Origin of the sequence: Variovorax paradoxus (assembly GCF_009498455.1) — a bacterium.
Taxonomy (GTDB): domain Bacteria; phylum Pseudomonadota; class Gammaproteobacteria; order Burkholderiales; family Burkholderiaceae_C; genus Variovorax; species Variovorax paradoxus_H.
On record NZ_CP045644.1, the window covers coordinates 3521979 to 3535895 of the forward strand.

10 protein-coding genes and 1 pseudogene are annotated in these 13917 nt (G+C 69.3%); 2 read left to right on the forward strand and 9 right to left on the reverse strand.

The annotated features are described in order from the left end of the window. Positions 1-182 precede the first annotated feature (182 nt). Complete coding sequence (locus GFK26_RS16065) at positions 183-2006, reverse strand: DEAD/DEAH box helicase (RefSeq protein ID WP_153282821.1); 1824 nt, start codon at positions 2004-2006, stop codon at positions 183-185. A 288-nt stretch (positions 2007-2294) separates the two neighbouring features. On the opposite strand from GFK26_RS16065, the gene ettA reads away from it, so the two are divergent. Continuing rightward, positions 2295-3956 (forward strand): energy-dependent translational throttle protein EttA, encoded by a 1662-nt coding sequence (ettA, locus tag GFK26_RS16070; RefSeq protein WP_153282822.1) that lies wholly within the window; start codon positions 2295-2297, stop codon positions 3954-3956. Positions 3957-4081: 125 nt separating this feature from the next. Here the strand turns inward: ettA and pabB are convergent. The 3 genes and pseudogenes from pabB to GFK26_RS16085 form a co-directional block, all read right to left on the reverse strand. Beyond that, positions 4082-5838, reverse strand: a pseudogene (gene pabB, locus GFK26_RS16075) (aminodeoxychorismate synthase component I). A gap of 13 nt (positions 5839-5851) precedes the next feature. Then, positions 5852-7243, reverse strand: a complete 1392-nt coding sequence (locus tag GFK26_RS16080) for a TAXI family TRAP transporter solute-binding subunit (protein WP_153282823.1) — start codon at positions 7241-7243, stop codon at positions 5852-5854. Positions 7244-7270: 27 nt separating this feature from the next. Further along, a complete protein-coding gene (locus tag GFK26_RS16085; RefSeq protein ID WP_153282824.1) occupies positions 7271-8308 on the reverse strand; it encodes a P1 family peptidase in 1038 nt (345 codons plus the stop codon). A 40-nt stretch (positions 8309-8348) separates the two neighbouring features. Between GFK26_RS16085 and GFK26_RS16090 the strand changes: the two genes are divergently transcribed. Beyond that, on the forward strand, positions 8349-9650 hold the full coding sequence (locus GFK26_RS16090) for an NAD(P)/FAD-dependent oxidoreductase (protein WP_153282825.1): 1302 nt from the start codon (positions 8349-8351) through the stop codon (positions 9648-9650). A 7-nt stretch (positions 9651-9657) separates the two neighbouring features. Here GFK26_RS16090 and GFK26_RS16095 read toward each other — a convergent pair whose 3' ends face one another. From GFK26_RS16095 to GFK26_RS16115, 5 genes are read right to left on the reverse strand one after another with little or no spacing between them, the layout of a single operon-like run. After that, positions 9658-9954, reverse strand: coding sequence for a copper-binding protein (locus tag GFK26_RS16095; protein ID WP_416222559.1), 297 nt, complete (start codon positions 9952-9954; stop codon positions 9658-9660). A gap of 51 nt (positions 9955-10005) precedes the next feature. Continuing rightward, a complete protein-coding gene (locus GFK26_RS16100) occupies positions 10006-10455 on the reverse strand; it encodes a DUF411 domain-containing protein (protein ID WP_153282826.1) in 450 nt (149 codons plus the stop codon). Between the two features lie 40 nt (positions 10456-10495). After that, on the reverse strand, positions 10496-11017 hold the full coding sequence (locus tag GFK26_RS16105) for a cupredoxin domain-containing protein (protein ID WP_153282827.1): 522 nt from the start codon (positions 11015-11017) through the stop codon (positions 10496-10498). A 34-nt stretch (positions 11018-11051) separates the two neighbouring features. Continuing rightward, positions 11052-12440 carry a multicopper oxidase family protein gene (locus tag GFK26_RS16110; protein WP_153282828.1) on the reverse strand — a complete coding sequence of 463 codons (1389 nt, stop codon included), beginning with the start codon at positions 12438-12440 and terminating at the stop codon, positions 11052-11054. A gap of 1 nt (position 12441) precedes the next feature. Continuing rightward, the gene (locus tag GFK26_RS16115) at positions 12442-13821 is read right to left on the reverse strand and encodes a TolC family protein (RefSeq protein ID WP_228122032.1); all 1380 of its coding nucleotides are present in this window, start codon (positions 13819-13821) and stop codon (positions 12442-12444) included. Between the last annotated feature and the right edge of the window lie 96 nt (positions 13822-13917).

The following is a 13917-nucleotide window of genomic DNA, read 5'->3' on the forward strand; positions in this document are numbered from 1 at the left end:
AGAGTCTGTGAAGTCACCGAACTCCAAAGCGATTGTTCGCGCGTGCGGACGCTCAGCAACCAGAGTTGGAAGTTGCACGGGTTCGCTTCAGCAATAAAAAAAGCCCCGCATCAGCGAGGCATTTCATTCGAGATTCCAAGTAGACCTTTTGCACGGTCTACTCGGAGAGTTTGAAGGAGGCTTCAGCGACCGAACGAACGACCGCCGCCGCCACCGCCGGAGCGGTTGCCGCCACCGCCGCTGCCGCCGTAGCCACCGCCCGAGCGGCCACCGCCACCCGAACGGTTGCCGCCGTAGCCGCCACCACCGCCGCCGCCACCCGGGCGACCGCCGCGACCGCGACCACCCATGTGGTCGACGCTCGTGCGCAACGGATCCGGCTGGCCGGCTGCACCGCCGCCTGCGACGGCTTCAGCGCGCAGGTGCGCGACCTGGTTGGCTTGCGTCGGGCTGTGGCTGTTGCCGTGATGGCGCGGTTGGCGCTCTTCATGCGGCGTGTGGTGATGCGGCTGCTGCGGTGCGCGCGGCTGGCCTTGTTGCGGGCCGCGACCTTGTGCGGGACGGGCTGCGCCCGGGCCGCGCGGGCCCTGGCCTTGGCCTTGGCCGCCACCGTTGGCATTGCGGCCTTGACCGCCGCCGCCCTGGCCGCCACCGCGGCGTTGACCGCCGCCGTTGCCGCCACCACCACCGCCGCCAGCGCGTTCGCCGCCACCCTGGCCGGCCTTGTTCTCGCGGATGCGCGACATCATTTCGGTGCGGGCGGCCTTGGCGGCTGCCTGCATGACTTCGCGGCTCGGCGGACGGCCGGCGCCGCCCCAGATCGTCTGGCGACCCATGGCGATCGGTTCGGCGCGTTCGCCTTCTTCAGGACCGAAGCCCTCGACCTTCTGCACCGGAATCGTCTGCTTCGTGAAGCGTTCGATTTCCTGCATGAAGCCTTCTTCGTCCAGGCACACGAAGCTCACGGCCTCGCCGCTCGAACCGGCGCGGCCGGTGCGGCCGATGCGGTGCACGTAGTCTTCGCTGACGTTCGGGATTTCGTAGTTCACGACGTGCGGCAGCTCGTCGATGTCGATGCCGCGGGCCGCGATGTCGGTGGCCACCAGCGCGCGGATGTCGCCGCTCTTGAAGCCGGCCAGCGCCTGCGTGCGGGCGCTCTGGCTCTTGTTGCCGTGCAGCGCCATCGCCTCGATGCCGTTCTTGGTGAGGAACTCGGCCACGCTGTTGGCGCCGAACTTGGTGCGCGTGAAGACGAGCACCTGGCTCCACTTGTGCTCGTTGATGATGTGCGCGAGCAGCGCCTTCTTCTTGCCGCGGCCCACGGGGTGGATCACCTGCGTGATGCGCTGCACCGTGGTGTTGCGCGGCGTGACCTGGATGCTCTGCGGGTTCTTGAGCAGCGAGCCGGCGAGGTCGCGAATTTCGTCGCTGAAGGTGGCCGAGAACAGCAGGCTCTGCTTTTCCTTGGGCACCAGGGCCAGGATCTTCTTCACGTCGTGGATGAAGCCCATGTCCAGCATGCGGTCGGCTTCGTCCAGGATCAGCATCTGGACCTGGCTCAGGTCGAGCATGCCCTGCTGTTGCAGGTCGAGCAGGCGGCCGGGGGTGGCCACGAGGATGTCGACACCCTTCTTGAGCTTGCTGATCTGCGGGTTCATGCCGACGCCGCCGAAGATCACGGTCGAGTCGAGCTGCAGGTACTTGCCGTAGGTGCGCACCGACTCTTCGACCTGGGCCGCGAGTTCACGCGTGGGGGTCAGCACGAGGGCACGGATGCCGATGCCGCCGAACTTGTTGGTGGCGCTGCGGCTCATGGTGAGCTTGTGCAGCATCGGCAGGGTGAAGGCCGCGGTCTTGCCGGTGCCGGTCTGGGCGCCGCCCAGCAGGTCGTGGCCGTCGAGGACCACGGGGATGGCTTGCGCCTGGATGGGGGTGGGGGTGTCGTAGCCGTGCTCGTGCACAGCCTTCAAGATGGCGGGAGCCAGCTTCAGTTCGTCAAAATTCATTGTGGAAACAACAAGCGCCATACACGGCGCAGTGGCATCGGCCCGCTTGGCGTCTTGGTGACACCGAGCCAGTCAAGGCAGATGAAGGTCAGGGGTGGGAGCCGGAAAACCCGCTGTGATGAGGGGTTTCTTCGTCCCCGGCAGAGAGCCGGTTTGCGGGCAACTGGACCCGGCAACGAGGACTATTGTCGCATGAGTCGATAATCATGGGTTCGCCGCGCCCGGATCACTGTCCGGACGACCGTGCTTTTACGCAAATCCCAAGCTACCCGAGGTAATCATTCACAGATGGCTCAATACGTCTATTCGATGAACCGCGTCAGCAAGACCGTGCCGCCCAAGCGGCAGCTCTTGAAGGACATTTCGCTCTCTTTCTTCCCCGGCGCCAAGATTGGCGTGCTCGGCCTGAACGGCTCGGGCAAGTCCACGCTGCTCAAGATCATGGCGGGTGTGGACAAGGAATTCGAGGGCGAGGCCCTGCCCATGCCGGGGATGACGATCGGTTATCTGGAGCAGGAACCCAAGCTCAACAACGAGCACACGGTACGCGAATCGGTTGAAGAATCGATGGGTGCGGTGTTCGCGGCCAAGGCGCGCCTCGAAGAGGTGTACATCGCCTACGGTGCCGAAGACGCCGACTTCGATGCGCTGGCGGCCGAGCAGGCCCAGCTCGAAGCCATCATCGCCACCGCCGGCACCGACTCCGAGCACCAGCTGGAAATCGCCGCCGACGCGCTGCGCCTGCCGCCATGGGACGCCAAGATCGGCGTGCTGTCGGGCGGTGAAAAGCGTCGCGTGGCGCTGTGCCGCCTGCTGCTGTCCAAGCCCGACATGCTGCTGCTCGACGAACCGACCAACCACCTGGACGCCGAATCGGTCGAGTGGCTCGAAGTGTTCCTGCAGCGCTTCACGGGCACCGTGGTGGCCATCACCCACGATCGCTACTTCCTGGACAACGCCGCCGAGTGGATCCTGGAAATGGACCGCGGCCGCGGCATTCCCTGGAAGGGCAACTACAGCACCTGGCTCGAGCAGAAGGGCGAACGCCTGGCGCAGGAGCAGAAGAGCGAAGAAGCCCACGCCAAGGCCCTGAAGAAGGAACTGGAATGGTCGCGCCAGAACCCGAAGGCACGCCAGGCCAAGAGCAAATCACGCCTCGCCCGCTTCGAAGAGCTGAGCGACATGGAATACCAGAAGCGCAACGAAACGCAGGAAATCTTCATTCCTGTGGCCGAGCGGCTGGGCCAGCAGGTGTTCGAGTTCCACGGCGTCAGCAAGTCCTTCGGCGACCGCATGCTGATCGACAACCTGAGCTTCACTGTGCCGCCAGGCGCGATCGTCGGCATCATCGGCCCGAACGGCGCCGGCAAGTCGACGCTGTTCAAGCTGCTCGCGGGCAAGGAACTGCCGGACAGCGGCGAAGTCGTCATCGGTTCGACCGTGCGTGCAGCCTTCGTCGACCAGCACCGTGACGAACTCGCCAACCAGAAGACCGTGTGGGAAGACATCTCGAACGGCCTGGACATCATCAACGTCGGCAAGTTCCAGATGGCCAGCCGCGCGTATGCAGGCCGCTTCAACTTCAACGGCGCCGACCAGCAGAAGAAGGTCGGCACGCTGTCGGGCGGTGAACGCGGCCGCCTGCACCTGGCCAAGACGCTGATCGCGGGCGGCAACGTGCTGATGCTGGACGAACCGTCGAACGACCTGGACGTGGAAACCCTGCGCGCGCTGGAAGACGCACTGCTCGAGTTCGCCGGCACCGTGATGGTCATCAGCCACGATCGCTGGTTCCTCGACCGCATCGCCACGCACATCCTCGCGGCCGAAGGCGACAGCCAGTGGACCTTCTTCGACGGCAACTACCAGGAGTACGAAGCCGACAAGAAGAAGCGCCTCGGCGAAGAAGGTGCCAAGCCGAAACGCATGCGCTACAAGGCCCTCAAGTAAGGCTTCGGTTTTTCTCCCTCCCCTTCCGGGGGAGGGTTGGGGTGGGGGCACGACGGCCTTCGATCAAGCCCCAAGTCGCTTCGACCAGAGCGCGCGGTTCCGCAAGGGGCCGCGCGCTTTGTCGTTCAGGGGGCGTCGTTGTCGACGAGGTCGGCGTCGAGCCAGCCGCGCAGGCTGTTGACGAAGGCCAGCGCCTCGACGCGCGGCAGGTCGTCCACGCGCACGACCGCTTCGGTCAATTGCCCTTCGCGCAGCCGGCGGGCACGCCCGATGCCGTCGAGCAGGCCGCAGTGCAGCGGCGGCGTGACCCAGCGGCCATCGAGCTGCAGCGCGATGTTGCCGCGCGTGCATTCGGTGATCTCGCCCTCGCGGTTCCACAGCAGCGTGTCGAACACGCCGGGCGCGGTGGGCGTGAAGGCTTCGTAGTGCGCGCGGTGCGTCGTCTTGAAGCGCGAGAACTCGCTGGAGGCTTCGTCGAAGGCGCGTGGGGCCAGCTGCAGGCGAACGCGCGGCGGTGGGGCGTCCATGGCGAAGGCCTCGGCGCGCGGCTGGCCTTGCGCATCGAGCAGCAAACGCACGCGCCATGTGCCTGTGGCATGCGCGGCGCGCAGTTGGTCCAGGCAGGCCGTCACATTTGCTTCGTGCCACGGATAGCCGAAGTGCGCCGCCGCGTGGCGCATGCGGGCCAGGTGCGCGGGCGCATCGCGCAGCGTGCCATCGGCCAGCGCCAGGGTTTCGAGCAGCTCGAAGGAGGTCATGGTTGCGAAGATACAGCCGCGCTCAGAAACGCGCGCTTGTGCCGCCACTCGTCCCACTCCGCATCCGCCTGCGCATCGGCCGTGATGCCGCTGCCGATGCCGCAGCGTGCGGCGTTGCCGTGCAGCGTGACGGTGCGGATCGGCACGTTGAAGGTCGCGTGCCCGCCGGGCCGCACCACGCCCACGGCGCCGCAGTACACGCCGCGTGCCTCGGGCTCCAGCGCGCGGATCATGCGCATGGCGCTCACCTTCGGCGCGCCGGTGATGGAGCCGCAGGGGAACAGCGCCGCGAACAGGTCGGCCAGCGTGGTGCCCTCGCGCAGCCGGGCCTCCACGTCGGAGGTCATCTGCCACACGGTGGGCAGCGCCTCGGTGTGGAAGAGGCGCGGCACGCGCACCGAGAAGCGCTGGGCCACGCGGGAGAGGTCGTTGCGGATCAGGTCCACGATCATCACGTTCTCGGCGCGCTCCTTGGGCACGGTGCGCAGCCGCAGCGCGTGGGCGGCGTCTTCGGCGGGCGTGGCGCCGCGCGGCGCGGTGCCCTTCATGGGGCGCACGAGGATGCGGTCGCCGTCGCGGTCGAAGAACAGCTCGGGCGACACCGAGAGCACCTGCTCGTCGCCGGTGTCGATGAAGGCGCCGTAGCCGTTGGGTTGCGCCTGGCGCAGCGCGTGGAACCAGGCCTGCGCGTCGCCGTCGAAGGCCGCGCGCAGCGGCGCCGTGTAGTTGAGCTGGTACAGCACGCCGTCGGCGATGGCGCGGTGGATCGCCTGCATGTTGAGGTCGAAGGCCTCGCGCGACAGGTCGGCCGTCCATGCGACGGGCGCCACGGCGGGCACCGGCACATCGGGCCATGGCCACATCTCGTCGTGCACGCCGAACCAGGCCAGCGGCCCGTCGGGGGCATGCACGTCGAACGCCGGATCGAAGGCCGCGGCGGCCTCGTAGCGCAGGTGGCCGACGCACCAGCGGCCTTCGCGGGCCAGCGCCTCGACGGCTTCCAGCACGGGCCTCACTTCGTGCGGCGCGTGGGCCACCAGCACGCGCACGGGCGCACCGAAGGCCGCGCGCAGCCGGCTCGCGCCGTCGGTGCGCGGGTCGGCGAAGTCGATCAGCGTGGACAGCAAGCGCGCGCTGTCACTCGGCGGCACGGGCCGGTGGCGCGACGGGCGGCGCCTTCACCGGGCTCGCAGATCCCGCGAGCGCGCGCTTGCGCACCGCATAGATGTTGTTGCGCAGCGCGTAGAGCTCGTCGGCATACGACAGCGGCACCGCCACCTTGTTGACCACGCGGTCGAGGTCGTCGAGTTCTTCCACCAGCTTGTCGCGTTCGGCCTGGCTCTGGCGCACGTCCACCTTGGCTTCGATGTCGCGCAGCCGCGCGTACCAGCGGAACACGCGGCGGCGCACGCGGAACTGGTAAAGCGGCGGGATCACGCGGCTCAGCGGCAGCATCAGCACGAGCACACCGCCCAGCACCAGCCACATGCGCTCGACCAGGTTGCTGGCCCAGAACGGCAGGTAGCGCTGCCAGAACGGCGGCGTGCCGTTGATCGCGCGGTCGCCCTCGGGGCTCACGGGCAGTTCGCTGGTGCGGGTGTTGGGGAAGTCGCGTGCGCGGTTGAACCAGCCGGCGTCGCTGTGCACGGTCTGCGCGGCCTGCGCGAACAACTGGCGCAGGGCCGGATGGGTTTCGTCGCGCGACAGCAGCGAGGTGGTGGCGGCGAGCAGCGACACGTCGTGCAGCGGCAGGTCTTTCGACAGGTCGACCACGCCGCGCGGCAGCGACACGGCCGACAGGAACGGAAAGCGCCGCGTGTAGGCCTCGGCCTGGCCGAAGTCCATGAGCTGGATGTCGCCGGCGCGCAGCAGGCGCTGCACCTGCGGCGACTGCGGCGCCGAGAACAGCACGATGGCGTCGAGCAGCCCGGCCTGCAGCGCTTCGGCGGCGGCGGCCTGCTCGAGGTTCGACAGCAGCAGGTCGTCGGGCCCGAGCCGGTTGGCCTTGAGCAGCCGCTCCATGATCTCGGGCAGGCCGCTGCCGGGCAGGTCGACGTTCACGCGCAGGCCGCGCAACTGCGTGAGCGAGGTCAGCGTGCCGGTCTTGCGGTCGAGCTTCTGCGCGACGTCGGTGCGATAGAAGAGCCAGATCGGCTCGTAGAACAGCGCGCCCAGCGAGCGCAGGCCGGCCTCTTCGTCGGCCACCGGGTCGGCGCTGCCGCCGCGCACGAAGGCCACGTCGGCACCGCCGCTGCGCAGCAGCTGCAGGTTCTCGGTCGAGCCCGAGGTGGGTTTGAGCTCGACGGTGATGCCGCTGTGCTTCAAGGCATCGGCGTAGCGCTTGCCGAACTGCGCATAGGCGCTGCCCGTGGGGCCGGTGGCCAGCGTCACGTGCTTGGGCGGCTGCGGCTGCAGCCACCAGTAGGCCGCAATCAGCAGGCCGATGACGATGAACACGATCGGGCCGGCCGAGGCGATCAGGTCGCGGATCGACAGCAGGATCAGCTTCAGGGTGCGGGGAAACGCCATGGAATGCCTCGTCGTGCGGTGCGCGCGTCAGCCGCGCGGCGCGGCCACGTTGGCCAGGTCGGCGGCGCAGGGAATGTGCAGCTCGCCCACGGTCACCGCGCGTGCGGCGCGCACCGCGCGCACGGTGGCGATGGCGGTGGCTTCGGCGGCCATGGTGCTCAGCACGGTCATGCCGGGTGCATCGCCTTCGAGCGGCACGCGGCCGGTGGCCAGCGCGAACAGCGTGTCGCCGTCGCTCATGGTGTGCACCGGGTTGATGGCGCGCGCCAGGCCGTCGTGCGCGACCATGGCGAGCCGGTTGGCCTGCACCTTGGTCAGCACCGCGTCGGTGGCGATCACGCCGATGGTGGTGTTGGTGCCCGCCAAGAGCGGCTTGGGCAGCTCGCCGCGCAGCAGGGCGCGGCGCGTGTCGAGCAGGGCGCTGCCGTCTTCGGTGCGCGCGCCGGCCACGGGCAGCGCGGTGTCGGGGTCGATCACGTCGCCAAGCGAATTGACCGCGATGAGTGCGCCCACGGTCACGCCGCCGACGGTGACCGAGGCGGTGCCGACGCCGCCCTTCATCGCGCGGTGCACGCCGAACAGCTTGCCCACCAATGCACCGGTGCCCGCGCCCACGTTGCCTTCGGCGGGCGCGTCGGTCGAGGCGGCTTCGCAGGCGGCGTAGCCCGCAGCGGCGTCGGGGCGGATGCGCGCGTCGCCCATCGGCAGGTCGAACAGCACGGCGGCCGGCACGATGGGCAGCGTGCCGAAGCGCACGTCCATGCCGACGCCGCGCTCCTCGAGCCAGCGCATCGCGCCTTCCGCGGCGGCCAGGCCCCAGGCGCTGCCGCCCGCGAGCATCACGGCATGCACTTCCTGCACGAGGTTGCCGGGCGAGAGCAGGTCGGTCTCGCGCGTGCCGGGCGCGGCGCCGCGCACATCGACACCGGCCACGGCGCCCTCGCGCGCGAGGATCACGGTGCAGCCGGTGGGGCGGCGCGTGTCGGAGAAATGGCCGACTTCGATGCCGGCGACGTCGGTGATGGCACCGGCGCGAGAAGAGGGGGAAGAAGACGCAGCGGACATGGCGGCCGATTATGGGACCGCGCCCTTTACGATCTCCACAATGACAGTTGCAAGAAGTTTCTCCCTCGAGGGCCGCAGCCGCCACGTGGTGGTGATCGGCGCGGGCGCGGTGGGCAGCGCCGCCGCCATCGAGGCCCTGCGCGCGGGCCTGCGCGTGACGGTGGTGGAACCCGGCGAGCCGGGCGGCCCGCAGGCCACGAGCTATGGCAACGCCGGCTGGCTGTCGTCGCATTCCGTGGTGCCGCCGGCACTGCCGGGCGCCTGGCGAAAGGTGCCGGGCTGGCTGGCCGACCCGCTCGGGCCGCTGGCGTTGCGCTGGTGCTACCTGCCGCGTGCCCTGCCGTGGCTGCTGCGCTACCTGGCCTCTGGCTGGACCGAGGCGCGCGTGCAACGCACCGCTGACGCATTGCGCACGTTGCTGGCCGATGCGCCCGCGCTGCATGCGCAACTGGCCGCCGAGGCCGGTGTGCCGCAACTCATCGAGCAGCGCGGGTTGCTGCATGCCTACCGTTCGCGCGCCGAGTTCGACAGCGATGCACTGGGCTGGCGCGTGCGCCGGCGCGTCGGTGTCCACTGGGAAGAATGGCCGGCGGACGAACTGCGCCGCCGGGAGCCCGATCTGGCCGCGCGCTACACGCTGGGCATCTTCGTGCCCGAAGCCGGCCACTGCCGCAATCCCGGCGCTTACGTGGCGGCCCTGGCGCGGCATGCGCGCGATGCGGGCGCCGAACACGTCGCCGCCCGGGCCACCGGTTTTCGCATCGAGGACGGCCGGCTGCGCGCCGTGCTTACGGAGGCCGGCGAGATCGCCTGCGACGGCGCCGCCATCTGCGCCGGCGCGCGCTCGGGGCCACTGGCCGCGGCGGCAGGCTCGGCGGTGCCGCTGGAGTCGGAGCGCGGCTACCACGTGGTCGTCGAAGACGCCACGGCCGGCCCGCGCACGCCGACCATGGTGTCCGACGGCAAGCTCATCGCGCACTGGATGGACGGCGGCCTGCGCGCGGCGGGGCAGGTGGAGATCGCGGGCCTCGAAGCGGCACCCGACTGGCGCCGCGCCGAGATCCTGCACGCGCATCTGCATTCGATGTTTCCGTCGCTTGCACGGTCCGCGCCCGGTGTGCCTTCGGTGAAGCACTGGCTCGGACACCGCCCGAGCCTGCCCGACGGACTGCCATGCATCGGCCCGGCGGCTGCCAGCGCCGACATCGTGCTGGCCTTCGGGCATGGCCACGTCGGGCTGTGCGGCTCGGCGCGCACGGGGCGGCTGGCGGCGCAGCTGCTCGCGGGCGTTGCGGCGGAGATACCGCTGGCGCCCTTCGATCCGGGGCGCTTCAGCTCCTGAGGCTCAGTTAGTTCGCCACCGTTTCGAGCGACATCACGGTGATGGCACCGTCGACCTTGTCGGCCGTGAAGCGCACCTTGTCGCCGGCCTTCACCTTGGCGAGCAGCGCCGGGTCGCTCACGCGGAACACCATGGTCATGCCGGTCATCTCGAGGTTCGGGATGTCGCCGTGGCGCAGGGTGATCTTCTTGGCGTCGGTGTCGACCTTGCGGACTTCGCCGTCGACTTGGGGCAGCGTGGCCTGCGCGAACGCCGCGGCGGCGAGCACGAGGGTGGAGAGGGCGGTGATGATCTTCTTCATCATGGTCGGTGTTCCTTCCGGATTTGCGAGGGGTTGTACAGAGGGAGCCAAGGCTCAGCGGTAGCTCTGGAAGACGCGCGTGCTGCCGTCGGCCAGCACCAGCAGCACGTCGTAGGCGTCGCGCTGGTCGCCGTAGGCGGGGCCGTCCATGCCGGGCGAGCCGATGGGCATGCCGGGCACGGCGAGGCCCACGGCCTTGGGCTTTTCCTTCAGCAGGCGCTGCATCTCGCGCGCGGGCACGTGGCCCTCGATGGCGTAGCCGCCGACGCGGCCGGTGTGGCACGAGCCCAGCTTGGCCGGAATGCCGAGCCGTTCGCGCGCGGGGCCGTTGCCCTCGTCGTGCACGCGCGTGGCAAAGCCGTTCTTGTTGAGGTGCTTGACCCAGTCCTGGCAGCAGCCGCAGTTCGGGTCTTTCCAGATCTCGACCATCGGTGCGGCGGCCTGCGCGGCGAGCGGCAGGGAGGCGGTGGCGGCGGCGAGTTTGAGGAGGGTGCGTCGTTGCATGGTCAGGTTCCTTTCATGCGATTCATCGGAGTCATCGGATTCATTTGGAAGAGGCGGCGGCGGCCCGCACGCGCACGCGGCCGGCCATGCCGAGTTCGTAGTGGTCCTTCACGAGGCAGGCGAAGTCGAAGTCGCCGGCGCGGTTGAAGGTCCAGATCAGTTCGCCGGTCTTGCCCGGCAGCACGTGCGCCATCCAGGGCTCGTCGTGCTCCATGCCGGGGTGCTTCTTCATCATCGCGGCGTGGTCCTCGATGACGGCGGTGGTGCCGAGCACCAGCTCGTGCAGGTCCTTGCCGCGGTTCTTCAGCCGCAGGCGGATGGTGTCGCCTTCACGCACTTCGAGGACCGAGGGCGTGAAGGTCATGTCGTCGGCCATCGCGATGTCGATGGTGCGCTTCACGGCGCTGGCCTTGCCGGCGATGCCCCAGGCTTTCTGTTCGGGCGCGAGCGGGGATGCGGCAGCGGTGCCGGCCTTGGGCGAGTGGCTTTCATGGGCCGTGGCGAAGGTGGTGACGGCTGCCAGTGCGAGGCCGGCGACGAGGGTGGGGAAACGGGTGTTCATGGTTTGAATCTCTGAAAAATGGGGATGAGTGCGATCAGTGGTTGTGGGCGCCATGGCCCGAGGGCTTGCGCACGGTGGCGCTGCCGCTGTCGGGGCTGGCCGGTGTCGTGCCTGTCTTGCGCGGCGCTGCCGGCGCACCGGTGGCCGACACCTCGCGCGCGACCGTGCCGGCCGGGTGCTTGAACCATCCCGGGTCGCGGTAGTCGCCCGGCTTCTGGTCGCGCCGCACCTTGAGCAGCGTGAACATGCCGCCCATCTCGGCCGAACCGAAGGGGCCGGTGCCGGTCATCATGGGCAGGGTGTTGTCGGGAATGGGCATTTCCATCTCGCCCATGTCGGCCATGCCCTTGTCGCCCATCACCATGTAGTCGGGCACGAGCTTCTTGATTTTTTCGGCCACGCCCTTGTGGTCCACGCCGATCATGGTCGGCACGTCGTGGCCCATCGGGCCCATCGTGTGGTGCGCCTTGTGGCAGTGCAGCGACCAGTCGCCTTCCTCGTCGGCAATGAACTCCATCTGCCGCATCTGGCCCACCGCCACGTCGACCGAAACCTCGGGCCAGCGCGCGGTGCGCGGCACGGGTCCGCCATCGGTGCCCGTGACCTCGAACTCGTGGCCGTGGATGTGGATCGGGTGGTTGGTCATCGTGAGGTTGCCCACGCGGATGCGCACGCGGTCGCCCTTGCGCACGTTGAGCGTGTCGATGGCCGGGAACACGCGGCTGTTGAAGCTCCAGATGTTGAAGTCGGTCATGGTGTTGACCTTGGGCGTGGCGCTGCCGGGTTCCACGTCGAAGCTGCCGAGCAGGAAGCAGAAGTCGCGGTCGACCTTCTCGATCAGCGGATGCTCCGCCTTCGGGTGCGTGACCCAGAAGCCCATCATTCCCATCGCCATCTGCACCATCTCGTCGGCGTGTGGGTGGTACATGAAGGTGCCGGGGCGGCGCGCCGTGAACTCGTAGACGAAGGTCTTGCCCGGCGGAATGTGCGGCTGCGTGATGCCGCCCACGCCGTCCATGCCGTTGGGCAGGCGCTGTCCGTGCCAGTGCACGGTCGTGTGCTCGGGCAGCTTGTTGGTCACGAAGATGCGCACGCGGTCGCCCTCGACCACCTCGATGGTCGGGCCGGGCGACTGGCCGTTGTAGCCCCACATGTTGACCTTGAAGCCCGGCGCCATCTCGCGCACCACGGGTTCGGCGACGAGGTGGAACTCCTTGACGCCGGCGTTCATGCGCCAGGGCAGCGTCCAGCCGTTGAGCGTGACGACGGGGTTGTAGGGGCGGCCGTTCGGCGGCACCAGTGGTGGCGCGGTGGCGGTCGAGGCTTGTGTCACTGGCTCGGGCAGCGCGGCCATGCTCACGCGGCTGACGGTGGTGGCGGCGACGGCCGTGGCTGCGCCTGCGAAGAAGTTGCGACGGTTCATTTCAATGGCCTCCCGTGGCGGGGGCATCACCGGCCGACGCGGTCTGCGCGGCCGTCATTCCACCGGGCGAGCTGCCCGTGAGCACCAGCTGCAGATCGGTGTCCGCCAGCCAGAAGTCGCGCTGGGCCTCCATGCCGGCGTTCACGGCGAGCATGCTCGCGCGCGTTTCGCCGAGCAGCTCCCACACGCTGGCGAGCATGCCGTTGTAGCGCAGCACCATCTCCTCGTTCACCTGCTTGCGCAGCGGCAGCACCTCGTCGCGGTAGCGGCGCGCCAGGGCGTAGGCGGTGTTCCAGCCCTGCCAGGCTTCGCGCGCTTCGCTGGCCGCGAGCACGCCCACGTCGCGCACGCGCGCCGCCGATTGCAGGTACTGCGCCTCGGCGCGGCCGCTGCGGGCCTGGCCCCAGTCGAAGATCGGAATCGGCAGCTCGAGCTCGAAGCCGCGCGTGGTCGATTTCGAGCGATCGGCATCGTTCTCGAAGGTGGTGTTGCGCACCACGCCCAGTTCCATGGCGTTGATCACGCGGGTGGCGTGCGTCAGGCCGAGCGAGCCGGCCACGGCCGTGTTCTGCGCTTGCGCCGAGCGCACGTCGAGCCGGTCGCGCAGCGCCAGCGCCTGCACGTCACCCAGTTCGGGCGCAGCCTTCGGCAGCGGCGGCAGGCGATCGGGCAGGGTGTAGGCGGTGCGCGTGCCGCTCAGGCCCAGCAGGCGCGTGAGCTGTTCGCGGCTTGCGACTGCTGCCTGCTCGGCGCGTGCGAGCTGCGCGGACGCGTCGGCCAGCAGCAGCTGTTCACGCGTGCGCTGCAGCGCACTCCAGTTGCCGACCTTGGCCATGCGGTGCGCCAGTTCGGCACCGGCCTCGGTGGCTTCCTTCGCATCGCGCAGGTAGCTCACGCTCTGTTGCGCCGCCACCGCGCGCACCCAGGCGCGGCGCGTGTCGGCGGCCAGCAGCAGCACGCTTTGCGCGGCCTGCAGCTTGGCGGCCTCGTGCCGCTGGCCGGCCCAGCGCGCCTGCCACGGCAGCGTGAGCAGGCCCACCACGTTGAACGTCAGCATGCGCTCGAACTCGCGCTCGCTGCCTTGTGCCAGGCGGCTGAAAGACAGCACCGGGTTCGGCAGGCTCGCGGCCTGCACGCGGTCGGCGTCGCTCAGTTGCAGCGTGGCAAAGGCGTCCTGCACGCGCGGGCTGTTGACGAGCGCGATGCGCACGGCGGCTTCGGCGTCCAGCGGTTGGGCCAGCAGCGCGTCGACGCTTTGCTGCGAGGCGTCGTCCGGCTTGCGCTGGGCCGCAGCGCCCGCCATCAGCGGGTTGCCGTCGACCAGCGCCTGCACGTCGGCAGTGCCGCCGTCGGGCGACAGGCTGGCGCAGCCGGCAAGCACCAGCGCAACGCCCAGCGCGGCGGCGGTTCTGAGGAATGAAAGGTGACTTTTTCGCCCGAGGGGCGGGCTACCGTTTCGATAGCGAGAAGTGCCGGC

Bases quoted from the DNA above. Each gene is read 5' to 3' on its own strand.
- GFK26_RS16065 (WP_153282821.1), bottom strand. From the start codon at position 2,006: ATGAATTTTGACGAACTGAAGCTGGCTCCCGCCATCTTGAAGGCTGTG.
- ettA (WP_153282822.1), top strand. From the start codon at position 2,295: ATGGCTCAATACGTCTATTCGATGAACCGCGTCAGCAAGACCGTGCCG.
- GFK26_RS16080 (WP_153282823.1), bottom strand. From the start codon at position 7,243: ATGGCGTTTCCCCGCACCCTGAAGCTGATCCTGCTGTCGATCCGCGAC.
- GFK26_RS16085 (WP_153282824.1), bottom strand. From the start codon at position 8,308: ATGTCCGCTGCGTCTTCTTCCCCCTCTTCTCGCGCCGGTGCCATCACC.
- GFK26_RS16090 (WP_153282825.1), top strand. From the start codon at position 8,349: ATGACAGTTGCAAGAAGTTTCTCCCTCGAGGGCCGCAGCCGCCACGTG.
- GFK26_RS16095 (WP_416222559.1), bottom strand. From the start codon at position 9,954: ATGATGAAGAAGATCATCACCGCCCTCTCCACCCTCGTGCTCGCCGCC.
- GFK26_RS16100 (WP_153282826.1), bottom strand. From the start codon at position 10,455: ATGCAACGACGCACCCTCCTCAAACTCGCCGCCGCCACCGCCTCCCTG.
- GFK26_RS16105 (WP_153282827.1), bottom strand. From the start codon at position 11,017: ATGAACACCCGTTTCCCCACCCTCGTCGCCGGCCTCGCACTGGCAGCC.
- GFK26_RS16110 (WP_153282828.1), bottom strand. From the start codon at position 12,440: ATGAACCGTCGCAACTTCTTCGCAGGCGCAGCCACGGCCGTCGCCGCC.